Here is a 20,024-nt window from a genome sequence, read left to right as displayed (position 1 = left end):
TGATGAGCATAGTTGCCGGAGTGCTGGTTTGTGCTTTTGTATATGTGATCCGTGCTTCCCTCGTCCCGCCTGGTGATGAGGACTTTCGGACCTATTGAATATGTAATAATGACGCTAAACAATCGTTTAGCGTCTTTTTTGTCTATGCGCAGCGTGCAAGATTTGAAGTCCTCGGGACAGATATCATTGTAGGCTGTTTTTTTGGTATAATGAATAGGCCGTTACATTATTATGGAAGAAAGCTGGTACCTTTCAATGAATCCAAATGACAGTATATATGTTAACCTGGGGGGCGCTGAAGGTCTTCACCGCCTGGTAGAGGTCTTCTATAGCAAAGTTCAAGCCCACCCACAGCTTGGTCCATTGTTCCCCGAGGACATTGCGCCTGTCCTGGAGAAGCAGTATCAATTCCTGAGCCAATTCTTTGGCGGCCCTGCGCTCTTCTCTGAGCTTCATGGACATCCCATGATGAGAGCGCGGCATATGCATGTTCCGATTACCCCGGAGCGTGCAGAGGAATGGCTGCAGTGCATGAAAGAAGCACTGGAGGAGAGAGAAGTGGAGGAGCCACTGCGTTCTTTTGTATTAAATCGCCTGGCTGGCCCTGCGCATCACTTTGTGAACATGCCCCAAGAATAAGATAAGGTTCTATGGCGAAAGGAATGAGGGCATTTGACAGAATTAATACCTTTGTATTCCATCAAGGTTCAGTGCTGTAACTGTGAACACGAGTTTTTAACCTCCCGGGTACGGCCCAGCCTCAAAAAAGCAGAACGCCGCGATGCGGATTTTTGTTCTTATTACAAGAATGAGAATCCGGATTATTATGTTGTGAGAGTCTGCCCGCAATGCGGATTTGCCTCTACAGAGAATTCTGCGGACAAGCTTGCTGATTGGCAGCGTAAAGCCTTTAATGATCAGGTCGGAAAACGCTGGAAAACGCGTGACTTCGGTGAGAAGCGTAGCTGGGGAGAAGCACTGGAGACATATAAGCTCGCGCTATTGTGTGCCCAGAGCATCAATGACAAGGATCGCATTATAGCGAGCCTGCTGCATCACATCGCTTGGTTGTACCGATATCAGGGGGACACGGCACAGGAGATGCGCTTTTTGCAGTACTCTCTAGACGCTTATATCAAGGTGTATGAGGGCGATGGTATCGGCGGGAATGATGCCCGGCTAATGTTCCTCATTGGAGAGCTTAACCGGCGCACGGGTAATTTCTCGGATGCGGTCAAATGGTTCTCCCGCCTGGTGAATGATCAGCGGATTATGGATGCAGCGATGATCCGGGCCGCACGTGAGCAATGGACGATTTTGCGTGAGCAGATGCGTGGTGAAGAGATTAGTGAGGATGGACTTCCTTCCGACTCGGTAGGAAGCTAACGGTACGTGAGCTATGTTCCTCCTCTGGCTGGAGACATAGAAAAAGCGCAGAGAGGAGCTCCTCTCTGCGCTTTGCCATCGGCTGGGACGTCCTAAACGGCCCGTTGCTTCTCCTCTTTTTACGCCAAAGTCATCTTACGGCGCGGTCGAACAGCAGATAGTCGGCATCGTTGTCGATGACCGTGAGGCTGGTGCTGCAGCAGGGAAAGACCAGAAGTCGCTTCTTGCCATCACGGATAAGAGGCAGTTCTTTCGGTTTTAGGGGCAGCAGCACATTCTCATGGGTACAGAACGGGCAGTATTGCACGTACATATCGCCCAGTATAATGTCATAAGGCCAGGTGTGGCTGAAAGGGATCATTGTCCATCCTTCCCGGATGAAGGCAATTCCGGCCGGTCTTCGGCCTGTGTTGTGTTCTTCTTGGATAGCTCAGCTATCTTTTGCAGCAAAATATGTTGGGGCATATGCATCAAGTGTTCCAAGGGAACACCAAGCTGTTTGGACAGGGCAATGGCCGTTTCTGGCGAAATTTGCAGCGGCTTCATTATGAATCCTCCTTAAGTGGTTGCCATGCAGCGCAGGCTTATGGATAGTTCCAATATTGTAATCCACTTTACCACGGCTCTTGGCCAATTACAAAGAAAAGCAAATGTGAGAAAAGGAATGGTGAATACACATGAAACAACCGTTATCGTTAACCTGGGAATTGGACTCCATTTTTAACGGAGGCTCAGCTTCTCCCGAGTTCGAAAGCTTCCTCCATAAACTGGAGGGGGATATTGAGACTTTGCAGCAGCAAGTGCAAGCTTCTGTCTCCCCGGCTGATGTCAAAGGAACAGAGGCTTTGGACAGTGTGATTGAGCTGCTGCAGAGTTGTACTAGTCGTCTGGTACAGGCTGCTGAGTTCACAGGCTGCCTTGGCGCTCAGAATCAGCAAGATAAAGGCGCGGTGCGTCTGTCCTCCAAGGTATCTGGACTGCGTGCCCGCTTCGAAGGCATTAGCTCGCAATTTGATAATGTGCTGCGCCAAACCTCTGATGAAGTATGGGGGGAGTGGATAGCCCGGCCAGAGATTGCTCCATTATCGTTCGTGCTTAGCGAGAGCCGCAGTCTGGCCCGTGAGAAAATGAGCCCTGAACTGGAAAGCTTGGCCCTCTCCTTGGCAGTAGACGGATACCATGGCTGGAGTGAGCATTATGAGACCATCGTTTCCTCCATCAAGATTCCTTTTGAAGATCAAGAAGGCAACCGTGTACTATCTGCAGGCCAGGCTTTCAACAAACTGGATGATGCAGATCCGGCCGTCCGCTCCGCAATGTTCACCAAGTGGGAAGAAGCGTGGGGCGGTGTTGAAGATTACTGTGCGGATACACTTAACCACCTAGCGGGCTTCCGCCTGAACCTCTATAACGGCCGCGGCTGGGATGACATCTTGAAAGAGCCGCTTGGAATCAACCGTATGACCCGTGAGACACTGGATGTGATGTGGGATGTCATTAACCGTAACAAGCCGGCTTTGGTTTCTTACCTGGAGCGCAAAGCGAAACTGCTTGGATTGGAGTCGCTATCCTGGGTGGATGTCGAAGCGCCTGTCGGCAATGCTAACGGCAAAATCTCCTATGATCAGGCAGCACAAGACATTGTTGCACAATTCCGCAATTTCAGTCCGAAAATGGCGGATTTCGCGGAAGAAGCTTTCGACAAAAATTGGATTGAAGTCGAAGATCGTGCAGCAAAACGCCCTGGCGGATTCTGTGTCACATTCCCTGAGAGCAAGGAATCCCGTATTTTTATGACTTACAGCGGTACGGCTTCTAATGTGTCGACACTGGCACACGAACTGGGACATGCTTATCATTCTTACCTGCTGAAGGATCAGCCGGTGTTCAATCAGAATTATGCGATGAACGTGGCGGAGACAGCTTCGACTTTCGCTGAAGCGATTATTTCTGATGCGCAAGTGAAGGCCGCGACTAATCCTGAAGAGAAGCTGGCACTGCTGGAGTCCAAGATTCAAAGAAGCGTGGCGTTCTTTATGAACATCCATGCCCGCTTCCTGTTCGAAACCCGCTTCTACGAAAAACGCAAGCAAGGTGTTGTCAGTGCAGAAGAACTGTCTGCTTTGATGGAAGAAGCACAGAAGGAAGCCTTCAACGGGGTTCTCTCCAGCTACCATCCTCATTTCTGGGCATCCAAGCTGCATTTCTATATCACAGATGTGCCGTTCTATAACTTCCCGTACACAGTGGGCTATATGTTCAGTACAGGTCTGTACCGGCTTGCACTTCAAGATGGTTCTTCATTCGCAAATAAGTATGATGATTTGCTGCGGGATACAGGTGTGATGACCTTGGAGGATTTGGTGTCGAAACATCTGGGTGTTGATCTGACTCAGCCGGATTTCTGGCAGGGAGCCACGGATCTGATTATTGCTGATATTGAAGAGTTCCTGCAAATGACAGAGCATCTGGCCTAAGATTTATGGCGATATAAAGACAACTTAGCACACGAGATGCTTAGTTAGTTAACCACAATAAGGTATTAATGCGAAAAGACCCTCAATTGAGGGTCTTTTTTTGCTTATATATTGTCGAAAATGATCAGTTTTATGGGGGCGATATTAGTTTTTAATATGAAAAATACGCATTTATAGTTATTATTGACCAATTATGTTGAATAATGTTGTATGGATTGCTGTAATTAACCTATAATTGAGTCCTAAGCCTTATATAAGGCGTGCTAGGAAGATAACTGAGGAGGAAATTTATGATGAAGACGGAGCAATTATCGCTGGCGCGACAGATCGATCTGGTGTTCAAGGAATTGCAAGAAGAACTGTCAGGTTTGTCTTCCGGCACGGTATTTGTGCAAATACGCAACAATGTCATTGGAAAGTTTGGTATTCGCCATCTTCCTCTATCCGGAAGAAAAGGTGCTTTTGCTGCTGAAACGGAAGGATTGACCCCCGAGCAGCAGGCTTCCTTCCGGTTGATGGCGCTGGAAAGCCTTAAATATAAACGGCGGTGGACCCACGGTGAGATTAGCTATGAATTTGCTGTTCGGCAGGGCATGGTTATCGTGGATGCCACGTTGGAGTCTAATTACAATATGGCGAATCTGATGATCCGTTATCCCCGCAATTCGCAATCCGACGCACATGATCAATTCCTGGGTTGATGGACGTAAGGAATGTATTGTCAAAATATTAAAAGCCCCCTCACGCTTCTGTTTAAAAGAAGCGCAAGAGGGCTGGGAAGCTTTGCAGGATAGGCTGTGATGCCTAACCAAGTAAGGCGTTTAAGATAAGGGTGTGACTAGTTCGAACGACCGGACAATTGTTGCTCTGCCAGTTGTACGAGACGTTTGGTGATGTATCCTCCCAAAGAACCGGTTTCGCGGGAAGTGTAGTTTCCGTAATAACCGTCTTGAGGAATGGTTACACCAAGCTCTTGAGCTGCTTCATATTTCAGTTGTTGCAAAGCAGCGTTTGCTTGAGGAACGACCAGGTTATTGGAACGACTACCACGACCTTGGCTTTGACCTGCTTGACCCATGTTTGTCACCTCCTTCGCCCGTTGTGAAGATAGTATGAGCGCTAGGAGATGAATTCATGCACCTTTTCGAAAGGTTTTAAGGATGGTAATTTTTAGTGTGTCATGATTGATTTTAAAAGATATGATGACTCTAATCCGCCGCAGAAGGTCAAAAAAGCGATCATCTCCTAGTATGCAGGGGATGACCGCTTGGGCGGATAATGGTGTTTAGCGATTGGGATGAATCATTTCGAGTGTGGTTGACAGCTCAATGCTGTGTCCCGGTTCCAATGTCAACAGGCCGGTAAACTCCGGATCTGGCGATACATTCGGCGCATCGGGAAGCCATGTATAGGGTTCGATGCAGAGGAATTGATCAGCCGGTCCTTTTGTATAAAGCACCCAGTGACGGAAGAGATTCTCGTCGGCTGTATACCGTAGTCCGTAGCCATCATCGCGTAGTAATAGAGCCTCTACAGGCTGATTTTTGCCGATTCGCAGAGCTGTGTCAAAGTTGGTTCCCTGAATGTTCTTTCCCTCGTTAAGGTCCTGAAGATCTCCGAGAGGAAGCAGATTGCCGCTTGGCAGCAATTCCTCATTCAGCTCATAGATGCCCTCTACAGGCAGCTTGAGATTCCAGCGTTCAGGTTCTCCATCAATCATAAACCAAGTGTGATAGCCAAGTCCGAACGGGATACGCTGTTCACCAAGGTTAGTTACTTTAAGAATCTGTTTCAGTCTGGCATCCTGTAGCCGAAATGTCATTTCGAATTTGAGTGGCACAGGCAGCTGCTCCATCCAGTGTGGATCGTCCACAGTGTTGAACTCCGTCGTTACGGCGCAGCCATCCTCGTCTTCTTCAATGTCACTAACACACCAAGCCTGTGTTCTGTGCAGGCCATGGATGTGATTGTCACCCGCGGTGTTTTGGTCAAACTGGTAACTTGCCCCGTCAAATTGAAATTGTCCTTTGCGAATGCGTCCTGGTGGGATCAAGAGCGGAATGCCAAAATGATATGGCTTTTGCATAAAAAAATCTAGGTCGCTTTCTTCAGGCCGTCGCAGAATTTGCCGTTCTTCCTTGAGGTCTTTCAAGGCTATCACGTTATTTCCAAGTCGCGGCAAAAGCGTGACTTCCAGTTCGCGGCTGTGCAAAATATAAGTATCATAACCGCCCCACTGCCCTTTGGTCACCTGTTTCATGAGATATGCTCCTTTATTGTAGCTGTAATCGGAATAGAACGCGGATAACCTTATCATAACAGATTTATGCGGCCCTGGGTTAAGGGAATTGACAAACCTCTCCGCATCGTTCATGATGAACTCATTCAATAATAATGGCAATGTGATGACGGGGACAAGTAGTCAGATGATGAACCTTCAGAAAGCCGGTGGATGATGCGAACCGGTGGAATTCTTCTGGTGAATGGACCTCCGAGCGCCGAGTTTGAACAGGAGCATAACGTCTCCCCAGTAGTCCGGCCGGTTCTTCCCCGTTAACGGAAGCTTAAGGCTGCTGTTGTCCTTTGACAAAGGACAGATGCGGCGAATAAGGGTGGCACCACGGTCTCACGTCCCTTGCGGAGTGGGCCTTTTTTGCGTTCATTACACATTGCATCTCATTCGGAAATACACTACATGGAGGGATTAGCATGGCTAAAAAAGTATTATCGGGTATTCAGCCCAGCGGTACATTGACACTTGGGAACTATATTGGAGCAATGAAGAATTTCGTGAAGCTGCAGGAAGAACATGAATGTTATTTCATGGTGGTGGATTTGCACGCTATTACAGTAGCTCAAGAGCCTGCGGCACTTCGCGAGCAATCGGAGTCGGTAGCTGCGCTGTTTATTGCAGCCGGAATTGATCCGGCACGTTCCAATGTGTATCTCCAGTCTCATGTTCCGCAGCATGCTGAGCTTGGCTGGATCATGACAACCCTGACTGCAATGGGAGAGCTGGAGCGGATGACTCAGTTCAAGGATAAATCCTCCGGTAAGGATTCTGTAGGTGCAGGCTTATTCGTTTATCCGTCGCTGATGGCAGCCGATATCCTGGTCTACAATGCAGACCTAGTACCGGTGGGGGAAGACCAGAAACAGCATTTGGAACTGACCCGCGACTTGGCAGGGCGCTTTAACAGCCGTTTTGGGGAGTTCTTCACGATTCCCGAACCGTATATCCCGCAAGTGGGCGCACGGATTATGTCTCTTGACGATGGAACCAAAAAAATGAGTAAGAGCAATCCTAATGCGGGCAGCTTTATTTCGCTTTTGGATCCGCCGGATGTCATCCGTAAGAAGATTAGCCGGGCAACTACGGACTCGGGGCGCGAAGTGATCTTTGATCCACAGAACAAACCGGAAGTTAGTAATCTGATGAGTATCTATGCGGAATGTTCAGGGATGTCGCTGGGGCAGATTGCTGACCGTTTTGAAGGACAAATGTACGGTGGCTTCAAGAAAGAGCTTGCTGAGGTGGTCGTGGCGACGCTTGAGCCACTGCAGCAGCGCTATCACGAAATCAGAAATTCAGGTGCCTTGAGCGATATTCTGGCAGAAAGTGCTGAGCGCGCCCGCGTGGTAGCTGCACAGACGCTGGCTGGCGTGAAGGAACGTATGGGTTTCCTGCCGGTACGATAAGGACAGAGCTGCAGGAAGGCATACACAAACGTTAAGCTTGTGTTGTGCCTTCCTGCCGACGTCTGCGCCGGGCTTTGACAATAAAACCCCAGCCGATGTTCAGAATGCAGGCCAAGCCAAGCGCCAGTGCTGTCCAAATACTGTAGCTGATCGCGATGGAGGCGGCGGTCAGGAGCAGAATGGACGAGCATGCGAACCACAGGGAGAGTCCTTTTCCCATAATTGACAGCCTCCTTTAGGCAATAGAGAAAGTGATCCCGGATCATTAACGTGATTCCGGGATTTTTGTGTTCATACGATTGTGACATCAACGAGTAGAATTAACGGAATGAATAGTGAAGAGCGTTATCTTGTAAACGCTTTATGGTGATTGTGCCTTATACCCGGTAAGGGAGTCAAGGGGAAAAGCCCGGCTCCTTGGGAATCTACACTTTCATGGACCCGGGGCCACTGGCAAAACGTTCGTTCAGCTTCTCGCTGCTGAGCCAGCCTACGTACGTATTCAACGGATGATAGTCGTTATCCATGACGAGAACTGCCACGAAAGGGAATTGCTTGCGGTGTAAATAACGCACATCCCCCCAGCGTACAATATAACCGGAGGGCAATTCTTCTACCTCTGCGACTGCATAAGAGGTGAAGTACAGGAAGGACTGGATATCCGGATGGGATTTGGATTGCGCTACGGCAGGGTGTTCGGAGCTTACGGCATGTTTGAACCAGTGAAGCCGACCACCTAGCAACTGGCCAATATCATAACTGCCGTCAGGTTTGGCTTTGACGATGTTCCAGCGTTTGGGCGAGATTGTGGGGATTATGTAATAGCGGTCCCCAGGGTCATGTGTGACATCCTTGACCTTGATCCTGCGTGAAAGCCGGAAATGGACAAGGGTCCGCCAAAGGTAATAAATCACGATACAAATATAGAGCGTAATGAACAAAGGGGCGGGAGGGACGAGGCCGCTCACCCAGAGCACGAGAGCTGCCGTATGGCTGCCGAAGATAAAGGGATCAAAGATGTGAATGATGTTCCAGGCAATCCATTTCTCGGTGAACGGCCTCGCGGCCTGGGTACCATAAGTATTGAATAGATCAGAAAAAACATGTACGAATACACCGATGAAACTCCAAAGCGCAATGTGACCCAGTCTGTGCGGATCGCTAACTCCAAACAAGGGTCCGATTACTATAGTAATTAGCGCGGGCCACAGTAAGAGAAAAGGCAGGGAATGGGTGATGCCTCGGTGATTGCGTATATACATCGCATTGCTCTTCAATCGCAATACAGTATCGGCATCGGGGGCCTGTGACGCAATAACGACAGATACCATAACAGCTCCGGCAAGCACAGGGTCGGAAGCAACGGCCGGATCAACGAAGGACAGCCCCGCCAGCCCCAGGCCCATGACAACATGTGTAGCAGAATCCATAATACAGTTCTCCTTTGTTTGAAAGTTCCTATTCATTACTACCCACAATCATGTCCAGTTATTAAATTGTAATCAAATTATTATCGTCACGTAATTGTCGAATTCATGAACATCAGGCCAAATGATTGTCAATTTCTTCAGGGGTTTGTTATGATAAAGTTAACAGCGGAGAGTATATTTCTCTGTCGGGAACGTTAGAAGTTTGTTTTAGAAGGAGGATCAAAACGCGTGGATAATCAATGGAGATATCAGGCTTCTTCGGATTCCGCAGCAGTGTCTGCCAAGCTTCCGCCAAAAGGTGCGAGCTGGCGTGATTTCATTACTGTGACGAAGCCAGGTATTATCAGATCGAACCTGATTGCAGCCTTTGCTGGTTTTTGGTTAGCTTCTGGATGGCATGTCCAATACGGAAGCTTGATTTTAACTTTGCTAGGTACAATGCTTGTAATGGCCTCGGCCTGTGTATTTAATAACTATTTTGACCGGGACCTGGATATGAAAATGGAACGGACCCGTGATCGCGGATTGCCTACAGGCAGACTGAAGCCGCGAACGGTTCTAGTGTATGGGATTGTTCTAGGAATTGCCGGTCTTGTTGTACTATTTGCGTTCTGCGGGATGCTTGCCGGTTTGTTCGGGATACTCGGGGTATTCGTCTATGTTGTCATATATACCCTGTGGCTCAAGCGAACATCCACTTGGAGTACTTCGGTTGGTGCCATTTCCGGAGCTACCCCACCAGTGATCGGCTATGTAGCGGTTACAGGCCAAGTAGACCTTGCCGCTGTTCTGTTATTCGCCATGCTGTTCCTGTGGCAGCCCCCCCATTTCTGGGCGCTCGGTATCCGCCGCAAGGAAGAGTACCGTGCTGCGGGCTTTCCGTTGCTACCTGTGGTAAAAGGCGTTCGTCGCACTAAGTTCCAGATGATTCCTTATGTGGCTCTGCTGCTGCCGATTCCGGTTCTGATGTATGCTTACGGATATGCGGGTATTTTCTACCTGATTATATCCAGTCTGTTGTCCCTGATGTGGTTGTATTTGACACTGAAGGGCTTCAAGGCCAAAGACGATGAAGTCTGGGCCAAACAGAATTTCCTCTTTTCCATCAATTATTTGACGGTCAGCTTGATCGTGCTAGTGCTGAATACAACTCACTTGTAATGGAGGGGAGAATGTCCTTGCAAACCTTGAAACGTTATAAATGGACCTGGCTACTTCTTCTGCTTGCATTAATTATGGCTGCTTATCTGGCCTTCAATTCCCTGGCGCTGGGGAGCAAAGAATTGCCGGTCATCGGGGAAGTGCAGGACTTCTCCCTTGAGAATGTAAATGGAGATACTGTGACGCTTGCGGATACACAAGGGAAGGCCCGGTTGGTGTACTTCTTTTTCACGGATTGTCCTGATGTGTGTCCTATAACGACATTTATGCTCTCTCAGACTCAGAATTTACTGGTCAAGGATGGTAGCTTTGGCAAGGATGTGTCGTTCTTGTCGATTTCCTTCGATCCGAAGAGAGATACGCGGGAAGCCATTAAGGATTTTGCCGACCGGTTCCATGCTAATTATGACGGCTGGTATTTCCTGCGGGGTGACCAGGAGAAGATCCGTAAGATTGCTGCAGAGTCCTTCAAGGTGCTAATTGCGGGAGATAACAAGGACAACTTTGCCCATGCGAATCTGATCGGGCTGGTGGACCGGGAGAACCGTCTTCGGGCGCTGTACGATGCTGGGGACAGCGAGAATGTTACCCCTGAATTTTTGGCCGCTGCTGTGAAGGATTTGGCCCGTGAGTAACTGAATAATCACTGATTAACCAAAACGCCTTTTTTGCTGCTCACCTTCTCATGGGAAGGGAGAACAAAGAAGGCGTTTTTGGTTTGAATTCTATTCTTAATAGGGCAGGGGTTCTGGATAGATGATAAATTCCTCCAGACCTGCTTTTTCCAGCTGAGTGATGTTATACTCGTCCGGCGTACCTTCTACCCCGGCATATCCCCGCCTTGTGTAGATGTGACCAGCGTCAGGAAAAGCATCGCGAAGCACACCGCGGATTTTTTTGCCGGAACTGTCGTTGTCCATGTACAGATAGACTTCACTATCCCCAACCTGTTGGCGCAGATTCTCCAGCTTGAGGGTGTTCAGGGTGCCAAAGGTACAGAGAATATCAACTTCAGGCATCAAGATCCGCCGTAATCTGCTGCGGTCGTTTTTGCCTTCGACAATGATTGTGATGGACATATTCAGTTCGTCACCTCCGGAGCGATAATCATGACACACACGCATATATTTTACCTAAGCTTCGTCATTTTTAACAGGCGCTAACGCGGATATGTAATCATTCCCCGGGAAATGTCGCAAAAGCAAACAATCACCCGGGTGATATGCCGGGTGATTGAGGATACGACAAAAACGCTTCCTATGGAATATTTAGAATACTCAAGCGCGGCGCATGATTACCAAAAGAATGTCCAACACCAGAATAATGACGGTGGAAGTCCAGAAAACCGGGGATACCCCAAAAAAACGTATTGAGAACCAGCCAGTTAGGCTTTAGGCTGCGCGTCCGTTCAGGCCTGCTTTGTAGCTAGGTTCGAGCTTTGTGCTCTTTGGCGGAAGCAGAAGCAGTGCAGTCATCAGCAGCAGGAAGGCAATAAAGTAAGGGGAGACAATACCCCGCAGCTGACCGGCAGCGACGGGACCTGCGAATGCGCCGAGGGACATGGCGATAGATTGCATGGAGAACGTTCTGCCTAGCCGCCCCGGGCCACCAAGGCTAATGAACAGTGAGGCCATTGCGGGAAACAGCACACCCTTGGCAGCGCCCATCAGGAACAGGAGGAGGCCAGGTGGGATGTTGCCGAAAGCAGCAAGCCCGAAGAAGCAGATCGCCATGCCGAGCAGCGCTGCGGCTATTCTACCGGAAGGTGTCAGCCGATGCAGGAAAAACATGCTGAGTGTCACGAGAGCCCCCAAACTCAGAAGCGAGAGCAGCAGGCCTGTGGAGAGAATGTCCCGACCTCCATTTTGTGAAAGAGGAAGCTCAAAGAACAGTACCCCCTGGGAACAAGAGACGAAAAATGGCAGCAGATAATAGCGTCTGGAGGGCTTGGCGAAATTGGTGTTGGTCTGAGAAGGAGCCGATTTTGCCAGTTGAGTAGCTTCCAGATCGGCTTCCGTATGAACCAAAGGATCAGCTGCACGGGTCTGCACATGCTTGGGGACGCTGAAGAAGGCCATGAAGCCAGTCAGAATCAGCAGCCAGCCTAAGCTACTGAACGTGCCGGAGAATCCGGCTTTGGCGACGATAAACGCACCGGCTGCAGGAGAGATCACAGAGGCGAGTGTATGCACGATGCCATGACCGGACATGTACTTGCCTTGAGTGGCCGAATCCGAAGAGAGCGAGGCCAATAGTGTCATACAGGCCGGGGACAGGAAGGCCAGTGCGAAGCCGCTTGCTGCGCGCAGCAGCAGCAGATGCCAGGGGAACTGCGCATGCGCCTGCAGTAGCAGGAGCACACCGGCAGTGACCAGGCTGAAGACGATATACCGGCGGCTTCCGTTACGATCCACAAGCACTCCGGCCAGCAGATTGCCGGGGAGGTGGGTCAGCGAATACATGCCCATCATCCAGCCGATAAAGGCGGGGCCGGCGCCAAGTGATATGGCAAACGGCGTCAGCACGGGATATTGGGCGTGCAAATCGAAGAAGGCCAGAAAAAGGAACAAGTAGAGCCATAGCGCAGTTTTCACATGTAACACCTCCGGGCCTGTCGCAACATAGGGATTGCAGGGCAGGCGTATTCAAATAGTTCATCTGCAGAACGAAAAAGCAGCTACTTGTACTTTACGTGGGCCAGGCAGGGCTTATACCGTTTATTAATGAGTAAAGTACTTTTCTTTTCATTAGTGTATTTGATCTTATTTAGTTCCCTGTCATGCAGTTGGTTTTTATTCTTTAGATGATTATAGAAGTCATATTGAATATCATTAATTTGTAGTATTATAAAAAATAATGTATGATAATGTTATATCATGGAAACGAAGGGAGGTATTTGTTTATTTGAGGAGTGTGTTTAGAGTCTCTTAAAGAGATTCTCATTAATATAATTAGCTCAAAAAAATATTGAAAAGGTGGCTGAACTATTTTGAAGAAACGTATGCTTCTACTAATGTTGACAACCTCTCTAATTTGCTCTATTCTTGTTCCTTCCTTTGCATCAGCATCAGAATTATCTAAAGAGGAGAAAATACAACAGACAATACAAAACTTCTATTCTAGTCTGAATGAAGCAAACAAAAATGAATATTTAAATTTAATAGCTGATTCCAATAGTCCAGAAAATCAATATGCTGCTGAAAATTTGAAGCCATCGCAAATTACTTACAACGTAATAAAGCTTGAGAAAGTGTCTGAATTAAAGTACATCGCTGATATTCTTGTTGAGGATAATGGAACTTCTTATCCACTCTTTCCATATGATATTATCTTGGAAAATGGCCAGTGGAAAGTAAACACTGACTCTTTCACAGTAGCTTCAAAAGAGCTTTTAAAAAATAGACCTTCGGGTAACATCTTTAGTGAAAATGACTACTTTATTGTTAGAAAAAATGAATACACTGAAGCTAACGATAATGCACAGTTAGCTAAAAATTCGATAGTTGCTGCTGGGACTTTATCTTATTCTTTCGGGAAATTATCTACAGACATTTATACAAACGGTTCAGTTACTCTTTATGCTTATCCTTCAGGGTATTTGGATGGCTTTACAGCGTTAGCTTATTCTAAAAATGGACAATTTCCATCGCTTGTTCGCCAAGAGTTCGTAGACTACAGTCAACGTAAGAGTGTTACATTTTCTGGATTGTATGGTTATCATGCTTATACTGTGGAGATAAATTCTATTAACCCTCCGTCAGGATACTATAGCGTCTACTACTAAGTGTTTTGAGTAATACTTTTAATTAGAATCTAGAGTAGGATGCAGGAGTAATTGTGGTAAAAGAAACGACTTTTCTTGTAGCGTATTAAATGCTCTTTTGAAAGTTGTGGCTGTGAGCAAGAGAATGATTTGCCTATGCCACTATAGTTGTGATGAGTGACCTAGACGTGTGCTGACTAAAGAGAAAACCCATGGTGATTTCATGGATATTACAGTTCTACATGTATATAGGCTCTCATGAAGATTTTGAAACTTTACTCGTATGACTAATCAGGGCAGTGTTGAATTTTAATTTAACACTGCCCTCTCTGTGAACTTTTCCGAGCTTATGACTCACTTTGCTCCAACACAAATTTTCAAAAAGAATATAAGAATATCCTATGTTATTGAATTTGGCCTCTCTAATTAGTATTGACTTATAGCTTTGCTGGCGTAACCACGAAGGAGTTTAGGACGAGCACTTTATTGTCTCTTTGTTATACTGGGTGGAGTTGAGGTGCGTTTGATAGAGTAATAGAGGGATTTGACATGGAGCCTCTGCGGGCATGAGTACTCGCGAAAGCCGCTAAGCGCAAGGACTTCGCGATGCTAACCAGCTTATCATGCCAGCCTTTCCATATAAAATCGGTATCTATAATACCTACCTCACATAGCGAGGAAGCACTTTATTTTAAGAGCATTCTTTAACTCTACAGTAAATCTTAAGCGGTAACTCTTATTTAAAATCAAAATCTTATATGTTTTCTTATTATTAGGTCAGCCCGAATGTTTTGGTTGGTCTTTTCATGGCTGGTGCATGATATCAGGGCATGTTCGGATATGAAAATGGTATTAGACAATTTAAATTTTCCTTCGAGTATTTACTTCATTTAAGAAGTGCGTTCAAAGATTATCAAGATTTTCAGTAACTAATTAAGATTATGCTCAAAATAATAATGAAAAGGTGGCTGAACTATTTTGAAGAAACGTATGCTTCTACTATTGCTGACAACCTCTCTAATTTGCTCTATTCTTGTTCCTTCCTTTGCATCAGCATCAGAATTATCTAAAGAGGAGAAAATACAACAGACAATACAAAACTTCTATTCTAGTCTGAATGAAGCAAACAAAAATGAATATTTAAATTTGATAGCTGATTCCAATAGTCCAGAAAATCAATATGCTGCTGAAAATTTGAAACCATCGCAAATTACTTACAACGTTATAAAGCTTGAGAAAGTGTCTGAATTAAAGTACATTGCTTATATTCTTATTGAGGATAATGGAACTTCTTATCCACTCTTTCCATATGATATTATCTTGGAAAATGGCCAGTGGAAAGTAAACACTGACTCTTTCACAGTAGCTTCAAAAGAGCTTTTAAAAAATAGACCTTCGGGTAACATCTTTAGTGAAAATGACTACTTTATTGTTAGAAAAAATGAATACACTGAAGCTAACGATAATTCACAGTTAGCTAAAAATTCGATAGTTGCCGCTGGTGCTCTATCATATTCTTTCGGTCAAGTTTCTACAGACATTTATACAAACGGTTCAGTTACTCTTTATGCTTATCCATCGGGGTATATACCGGGGTTTTCAGCAGAAGCTTATTCGAAAGCCGGGCAGTTTCCAGTGCTAGTTGAACAAACATTTGTGGACTACAGCCAAACTAGAAGCGTGAAATTTTCTGGTTTATACGGTTATCATTTTTATCGTGTAGATGCTAATTTTGCCGGTGCTTCATCAGGATACTATACCGTTTACTACTGAGTGTGTTTAAGAGAGATACCTTAAAAGTTATAGAAACCTGTGTAGGGTTAGAAGTATTAGTAGAGAAAAGAGGACTACTTTTCTTGTGCCAATAAGTTCTTACTAGAAAACTGTGAGGAATCAAGTTCTATTTTCATGAGATATTTTGTATTATTAGGTCAGCCAGAATGTTCTGGTTGGCCTTTTTTGTGATTGATATACGATTGTGGTACGTTCAGGTACAATTCGATAAAAACAAGGGTTAGTAGAATTTCATATTCGCTCATACAGTCATTCATGCTCCTGTAGTCGCTTTATGTTTCAAAGGTTCCATAGAGTGTCAACCATCTAGTGAATTTGGAAATTAACATCAGTAGAACCGATCGTTTGGAATTATTAGCATCCTTTTGCCTCGATGCTGCGGATATGAAATCTGAGATTCGTTCAGGTATAATAATTTATTATATACGGAATAGGGGTGTTGTGAAGTTGATGAATACAGAGGTGTGGTCACAGTTTATTAGAGAGAATTGGCTAGTCATCGTTATTGCGCTTGTGCTGCTGTTCGCTGTGGTCAATCTGGTCAAGACGGTTCTGAAATGGGCGATTGTCATTGTTATCATCGCCGGTTTGTTTATCTACAGCGGGGTTACAATGGATCAGATCGGGAACGCTGTGAACAAAGTGGCCGACAGCACATTAAGCACCTTAAAAAGCGAAGCGCAGGACGTTATGCTTAAGGAGGCTAAGGACGCCAAGTATACCTCCGGTGGGGATGGCACATTTACAATCACTACTCCGAATCTTGAAGTCAAAGGGAAAGCCGGGGAGGACAAGGTGGAAGTTACCTTCCGCGGTGTTGGACTGGGAAAATGGAGTATTAATGATACAACCAAAACTTTTATTGATGCCGCACGTAAACAGAATACAGCTGGAAAGTAAAGATAGACGGGTATTTATCAAGACACTCCATAGCTAAAGAAAGGGGGAGCGGACATGCTCAACGGATGGATAAAAAGCGTGGCTGATGCCAACATAATCTCCATCATCCTACTTCTTATTGTTGCCTTCTCCCTCTTGCAGGGCTGGGGTAGAGGGTTTTCACGTTCGACAGGCAGGTTGTTTGGTCTTTTGGGTGCGGGGATATCGACGCTTGTCGCGCTTCTTCTTGCTATACCGGCTGCGGCTTATTTCTCTCCGCTTGTCGAAGCATGGGCTTCCGGGGTGAAGTACATGGACAACGAGCTGACAAGGTGGCAGCAGCTGTACTATACAGCTATTTCCGTTTTGGCGGGATCTCCGGTTGTAAGGTTTCTATTAGTGTTGTTACTCTGTTACAGCTTGATACGTATGCTACTCGGAGTTGTTATTCTTCTGCTTCCGTTTCAGAGCAGCGGTCGTCGTAGAGGGGACAAGAAGGTGACCGCGCTAAGCCGTCTGGGCGGAGCAGGCGTTGGATTATTGATCGGGATGGCACGGGGGCTTATATTGGTAGCCGTACTTTTCATCGGCGTTGCCCTGAGTCCGGACAGCAGCTTCAGTCGTTATGTGGAATCTTCTCCAGTCTATAGCCAGAGTGCAGCCGCAGTCATTGAGCCTTTCGCTGGTGATACGGTTCATAAAAAGCTACCGATTCTGACTCAGGCAGTCGCGGCAGAGATGAATGATATTCTTCGTCGTAAATACGAGATTATCGATCACGATATTTCCGGCGATATCACTGGGGCGGCTGCTGATATTGTCGGAAAGACAGCAGGGGAAGAGGAAAAAGCACGGCTGCTGTATGACTGGGTCGGTTCCCGGGTTGCTTATGATTATGCCAAGGCTGAGAATTACGAGAAGAACCGGGTCTGGCATGAGCAGACCCCACAAGACACGTTCAATACACGACTTGGTGTATGCATTGACTATGCACGCCTTTATGCCGTAATGGCCCGTTCACAGGGCCTTCAGGTGCGAGTTGTGACTGGTCAGGGATATGATGGACAGGGCGGATACGGTCCGCACGCCTGGAATGAGGTATACGTGAGTGACAAGCAAGCCTGGATCCCCCTCGACCCTACTTGGGCGAGTAGCGGGAACTGGTTCAACACTAAGGATTTCTATGACACGCATATCAGGGAGAGCGTGCTGTGACGTAAAGGCGCAGCGTAAACAGATGTGGTACAATAAACTGGACTAACTAGACTACTCATCATAAGAATTAATAGGATTGGCTTACATTTATGTGCCATATTTTATCTATTGTTAGGAGAGAGGGCTGTGAGTCAGTTTCGTAGACAGAGACCCGGTTCGGATGATACGCCGAACAGAGGATTCACGGGTCTGCGGATCAATCTGTTCTTTTTTGGCACGTTTATTATTTTCTGCGTAATCATCGTTCGACTTGCCATTGTGCAGTTTGTCGAAGGCCCCACATTGACCGAAGTAGAGTCAGATCGTAATACGAAGAATGTGCCGCTTGCTGCTTTGCGCGGGAACATCTTTGCAGCAGGGGGCGAGAGTCTCGCTTATTCCACGTCGGTATATTCTATGTACATCACGTTAACTAAGGAGTACACAGCTAAGACGAAGGTCTTGGGCAAATCGGTTTTGACACCGGAGGCCCAGGCTAAGTCGGATGATTTGGTTGCTCGCCTTGTGGCGGATTTCAAGAAATATGGTGATCCCGCCGTTAAGGAGCAGACACAAGAGGATGTTCTTAAAGCGCTCGATTTGAATTTTCGCAAATCACTTGGTTATGTTCCCCGCCGGGTAAAGACCGGGCTGACGAATAAGGAAGTTGCCTATTTTATGGAACACAAGGATGACTACCCGGGACTAGAAATTGTTGAAGAAACTGTACGTCACTACGACAAGGATACAGTAGCCGTGCAGACTGTTGGTTATATCAAGCCGTTTAGTTATTCGCATGACCGGGCTTTCTATCAAGATATTGCTCAGGCCATGAAGAGGGAGACAGATCCGGGCCTCGTCTACAAAGATGATGAGATCGTTGGCTTCGACGGTCTGGAGCTGCAATATCAGAAAGAACTGCGCGGGAAAAATGGTTATCTAGAGATATCGGTCAATCCACAGAATATGGCAGAGAAGGTGGAACAGGTTGTTCCACCGGTTAAAGGTAACGACATCTGGACAACGATTAACAAAAACATTCAGCTTAAGACTGAGCAGGCTATCATGGAGCAGATCAATTGGCTTCATACCAACCCTGTACAGGGACAGGTCCATCCCGCCGCATTGACCGGCTATGCTGTAGCTATGGAGGTAGACACTGGCAATATCGTCGCCATGGCGAGTATGCCCGACTATGATACGAATGTGTGGACAACAGGTACTCTGTCTACGGCTGCCTGGGAGAAGATGATGTACAATTACCAGAATGGCACGATTAACCCGATTTCATCGGGGTTATCCGGACATGGACTTCAGTCGGTGCTATTGATGGGTTCGACGGTCAAACCGCTGACGGTGCTGATTGGCCTTAAAGAAGGTTTTATCTCTCCTTCGACCAGGTACATCGACACAGGCAGCACTTCGTTCGGTAAAGAAGGTCATGAGACCACAGTGAGGAACTCCTCAGGCCACGTGTATGGGAAGATGGGACCCGCAACCGCGATTGAGAAATCGTCTAATGTGTTCATGATCGATATGGTTGGCAAGAAGCTGTATGAGAAATATAAAAGCAAAGGCATTGATGTCTGGGATAGGTATATGAAGGAGTTCGGACTTGGTGTATCTACAGAAAGCGGTCTGCCTGGCGAACATCGTGGCAAGATTAACTATACCAACATCGAAGCAGCGGGTAGCTTTCAAGCCGCATTGGTGTACGCGTCTTTTGGCCAACAGGGGAGTTATACGACACTGCAATTGGCTCAATATGCCACTACGTTAGCCAATGAAGGGCAGCGGATTAAACCGCAACTGGTCAGCAAAATAACGGATGCAGAGGGCAAAACGGTTACCAAATTCAGTCGAGAAGTGCTGAATGAGGTGACGAAATTTGATAAGTCGTTTTGGCAGGAGATTAAGAAGGGTATGAACAGTAAAGTCAGTGCCTTCGATGGCTTCCCCTATGATTTTGCCCGCAAAACGGGAACTTCCCAGGAACTAGCCAAAAAGGAGCTGCGTGATAATGGTGTCTTTATCGCCTTTGCACCACGTGACAAGCCCAAGCTTGCCGTAGCGGTGGTGATTCCTGAAGGAGGATTCGGCTCCAATAGTGCTGCTCCGGTAGCCCGCAAAATATTTGACGCCTATGATTGGGAATACGGGCTGAATGGGGTGCCGAAGAAGAATCTTCAACCAGTTGTCACCACGACTCCTGAGGGTGGCGCGGCAGAATAATCATCTTAG

At 46.9% G+C, this 20,024-nt stretch carries 20 protein-coding genes; 12 read left to right on the top strand and 8 right to left on the bottom strand.

Annotated features, from left to right (window positions below; translation table 11 throughout):
- Nucleotides 1-255 precede the first annotated feature (255 nt).
- Nucleotides 256-639: a globin domain-containing protein gene (locus ACFVU8_RS22995; protein WP_175371409.1), complete on the top strand. Its 384-nt coding sequence runs from the start codon at nucleotides 256-258 to the stop codon at nucleotides 637-639.
- Nucleotides 640-672: 33 nt separating this feature from the next.
- On the top strand, nucleotides 673-1,386 hold the full coding sequence (locus ACFVU8_RS22990; RefSeq protein ID WP_379467894.1) for a DUF2225 domain-containing protein: 714 nt from the start codon (nucleotides 673-675) through the stop codon (nucleotides 1,384-1,386).
- A gap of 130 nt (nucleotides 1,387-1,516) precedes the next feature.
- On the opposite strand, the gene ACFVU8_RS22985 is transcribed toward ACFVU8_RS22990, so the two are convergent.
- Both ACFVU8_RS22985 and ACFVU8_RS22980 read right to left on the bottom strand, forming a co-directional pair.
- Nucleotides 1,517-1,747, bottom strand: a complete 231-nt coding sequence (locus tag ACFVU8_RS22985) for a hypothetical protein (protein WP_066376312.1) — start codon at nucleotides 1,745-1,747, stop codon at nucleotides 1,517-1,519.
- Complete coding sequence (locus tag ACFVU8_RS22980; protein WP_387430393.1) at nucleotides 1,744-1,932, bottom strand: YycC family protein; 189 nt, start codon at nucleotides 1,930-1,932, stop codon at nucleotides 1,744-1,746. The genes ACFVU8_RS22985 and ACFVU8_RS22980 overlap by 4 nt, the downstream gene beginning before the upstream one ends.
- 131 nt (nucleotides 1,933-2,063) lie before the next feature.
- On the opposite strand from ACFVU8_RS22980, the gene ACFVU8_RS22975 reads away from it, so the two are divergent.
- Together ACFVU8_RS22975 and ACFVU8_RS22970 are read left to right on the top strand one after the other, a co-directional pair.
- Nucleotides 2,064-3,863, top strand: coding sequence for a M3 family oligoendopeptidase (locus ACFVU8_RS22975; RefSeq protein WP_387430391.1), 1,800 nt, complete (start codon nucleotides 2,064-2,066; stop codon nucleotides 3,861-3,863).
- 290 nt (nucleotides 3,864-4,153) lie between these two features.
- On the top strand, nucleotides 4,154-4,564 hold the full coding sequence (locus tag ACFVU8_RS22970) for an O-methyltransferase (RefSeq protein ID WP_379467898.1): 411 nt from the start codon (nucleotides 4,154-4,156) through the stop codon (nucleotides 4,562-4,564).
- 137 nt (nucleotides 4,565-4,701) lie between these two features.
- On the opposite strand, the gene ACFVU8_RS22965 is transcribed toward ACFVU8_RS22970, so the two are convergent.
- On the bottom strand, nucleotides 4,702-4,941 hold the full coding sequence (locus tag ACFVU8_RS22965) for an alpha/beta-type small acid-soluble spore protein (RefSeq protein WP_066376333.1): 240 nt from the start codon (nucleotides 4,939-4,941) through the stop codon (nucleotides 4,702-4,704).
- A gap of 207 nt (nucleotides 4,942-5,148) precedes the next feature.
- Nucleotides 5,149-6,123 carry an aldose 1-epimerase gene (locus ACFVU8_RS22960; protein ID WP_379467900.1) on the bottom strand — a complete coding sequence of 325 codons (975 nt, stop codon included), beginning with the start codon at nucleotides 6,121-6,123 and terminating at the stop codon, nucleotides 5,149-5,151.
- Between the two features lie 449 nt (nucleotides 6,124-6,572).
- On the opposite strand from ACFVU8_RS22960, the gene trpS reads away from it, so the two are divergent.
- Entirely contained in the window at nucleotides 6,573-7,562 is a 990-nt protein-coding gene (gene trpS / locus ACFVU8_RS22955) for a tryptophan--tRNA ligase (protein WP_175371403.1), read from the top strand.
- A 31-nt stretch (nucleotides 7,563-7,593) separates the two neighbouring features.
- On the opposite strand, the gene ACFVU8_RS22950 is transcribed toward trpS, so the two are convergent.
- Nucleotides 7,594-7,782 (bottom strand): hypothetical protein, encoded by a 189-nt coding sequence (locus ACFVU8_RS22950; protein ID WP_387430389.1) that lies wholly within the window; start codon nucleotides 7,780-7,782, stop codon nucleotides 7,594-7,596.
- Between the two features lie 205 nt (nucleotides 7,783-7,987).
- Nucleotides 7,988-8,992, bottom strand: a complete 1,005-nt coding sequence (locus tag ACFVU8_RS22945; protein WP_387430387.1) for a metal-dependent hydrolase — start codon at nucleotides 8,990-8,992, stop codon at nucleotides 7,988-7,990.
- A gap of 228 nt (nucleotides 8,993-9,220) precedes the next feature.
- Between ACFVU8_RS22945 and cyoE the strand changes: the two genes are divergently transcribed.
- Both cyoE and ACFVU8_RS22935 read left to right on the top strand, forming a co-directional pair.
- Entirely contained in the window at nucleotides 9,221-10,153 is a 933-nt protein-coding gene (cyoE, locus tag ACFVU8_RS22940) for a heme o synthase (protein WP_379467908.1), read from the top strand.
- 11 nt (nucleotides 10,154-10,164) lie between these two features.
- Complete coding sequence (locus tag ACFVU8_RS22935) at nucleotides 10,165-10,788, top strand: SCO family protein (RefSeq protein ID WP_379467910.1); 624 nt, start codon at nucleotides 10,165-10,167, stop codon at nucleotides 10,786-10,788.
- A 96-nt stretch (nucleotides 10,789-10,884) separates the two neighbouring features.
- Here ACFVU8_RS22935 and ACFVU8_RS22930 read toward each other — a convergent pair whose 3' ends face one another.
- Nucleotides 10,885-11,232, bottom strand: coding sequence for a DNA primase (locus ACFVU8_RS22930; protein WP_066376351.1), 348 nt, complete (start codon nucleotides 11,230-11,232; stop codon nucleotides 10,885-10,887).
- A gap of 312 nt (nucleotides 11,233-11,544) precedes the next feature.
- On the bottom strand, nucleotides 11,545-12,747 hold the full coding sequence (locus ACFVU8_RS22925; protein ID WP_379467912.1) for an MFS transporter: 1,203 nt from the start codon (nucleotides 12,745-12,747) through the stop codon (nucleotides 11,545-11,547).
- A gap of 395 nt (nucleotides 12,748-13,142) precedes the next feature.
- Here ACFVU8_RS22925 and ACFVU8_RS22920 point away from each other — a divergent pair, with 395 nt between their 5' ends.
- From ACFVU8_RS22920 to ACFVU8_RS22900, 5 genes are all read left to right on the top strand, one after another.
- Entirely contained in the window at nucleotides 13,143-13,937 is a 795-nt protein-coding gene (locus tag ACFVU8_RS22920; RefSeq protein WP_387430385.1) for a hypothetical protein, read from the top strand.
- A gap of 957 nt (nucleotides 13,938-14,894) precedes the next feature.
- Nucleotides 14,895-15,689 (top strand): hypothetical protein, encoded by a 795-nt coding sequence (locus tag ACFVU8_RS22915; RefSeq protein ID WP_387430383.1) that lies wholly within the window; start codon nucleotides 14,895-14,897, stop codon nucleotides 15,687-15,689.
- 471 nt (nucleotides 15,690-16,160) lie between these two features.
- Nucleotides 16,161-16,610 carry a hypothetical protein gene (locus ACFVU8_RS22910; protein WP_175371445.1) on the top strand — a complete coding sequence of 150 codons (450 nt, stop codon included), beginning with the start codon at nucleotides 16,161-16,163 and terminating at the stop codon, nucleotides 16,608-16,610.
- Between the two features lie 54 nt (nucleotides 16,611-16,664).
- Nucleotides 16,665-17,804, top strand: coding sequence for a transglutaminase domain-containing protein (locus ACFVU8_RS22905; RefSeq protein WP_387430381.1), 1,140 nt, complete (start codon nucleotides 16,665-16,667; stop codon nucleotides 17,802-17,804).
- Nucleotides 17,805-17,930: 126 nt separating this feature from the next.
- Complete coding sequence (locus ACFVU8_RS22900) at nucleotides 17,931-20,015, top strand: peptidoglycan D,D-transpeptidase FtsI family protein (protein ID WP_387430380.1); 2,085 nt, start codon at nucleotides 17,931-17,933, stop codon at nucleotides 20,013-20,015.
- Nucleotides 20,016-20,024 lie beyond the last annotated feature (9 nt).

The organism is Paenibacillus sp. NPDC058177 (genome assembly GCF_042883835.1).
Taxonomy (GTDB): domain Bacteria; phylum Bacillota; class Bacilli; order Paenibacillales; family Paenibacillaceae; genus Paenibacillus_AQ; species Paenibacillus_AQ agri.
This window is presented reverse-complemented; position numbering and strand designations above follow the sequence as displayed.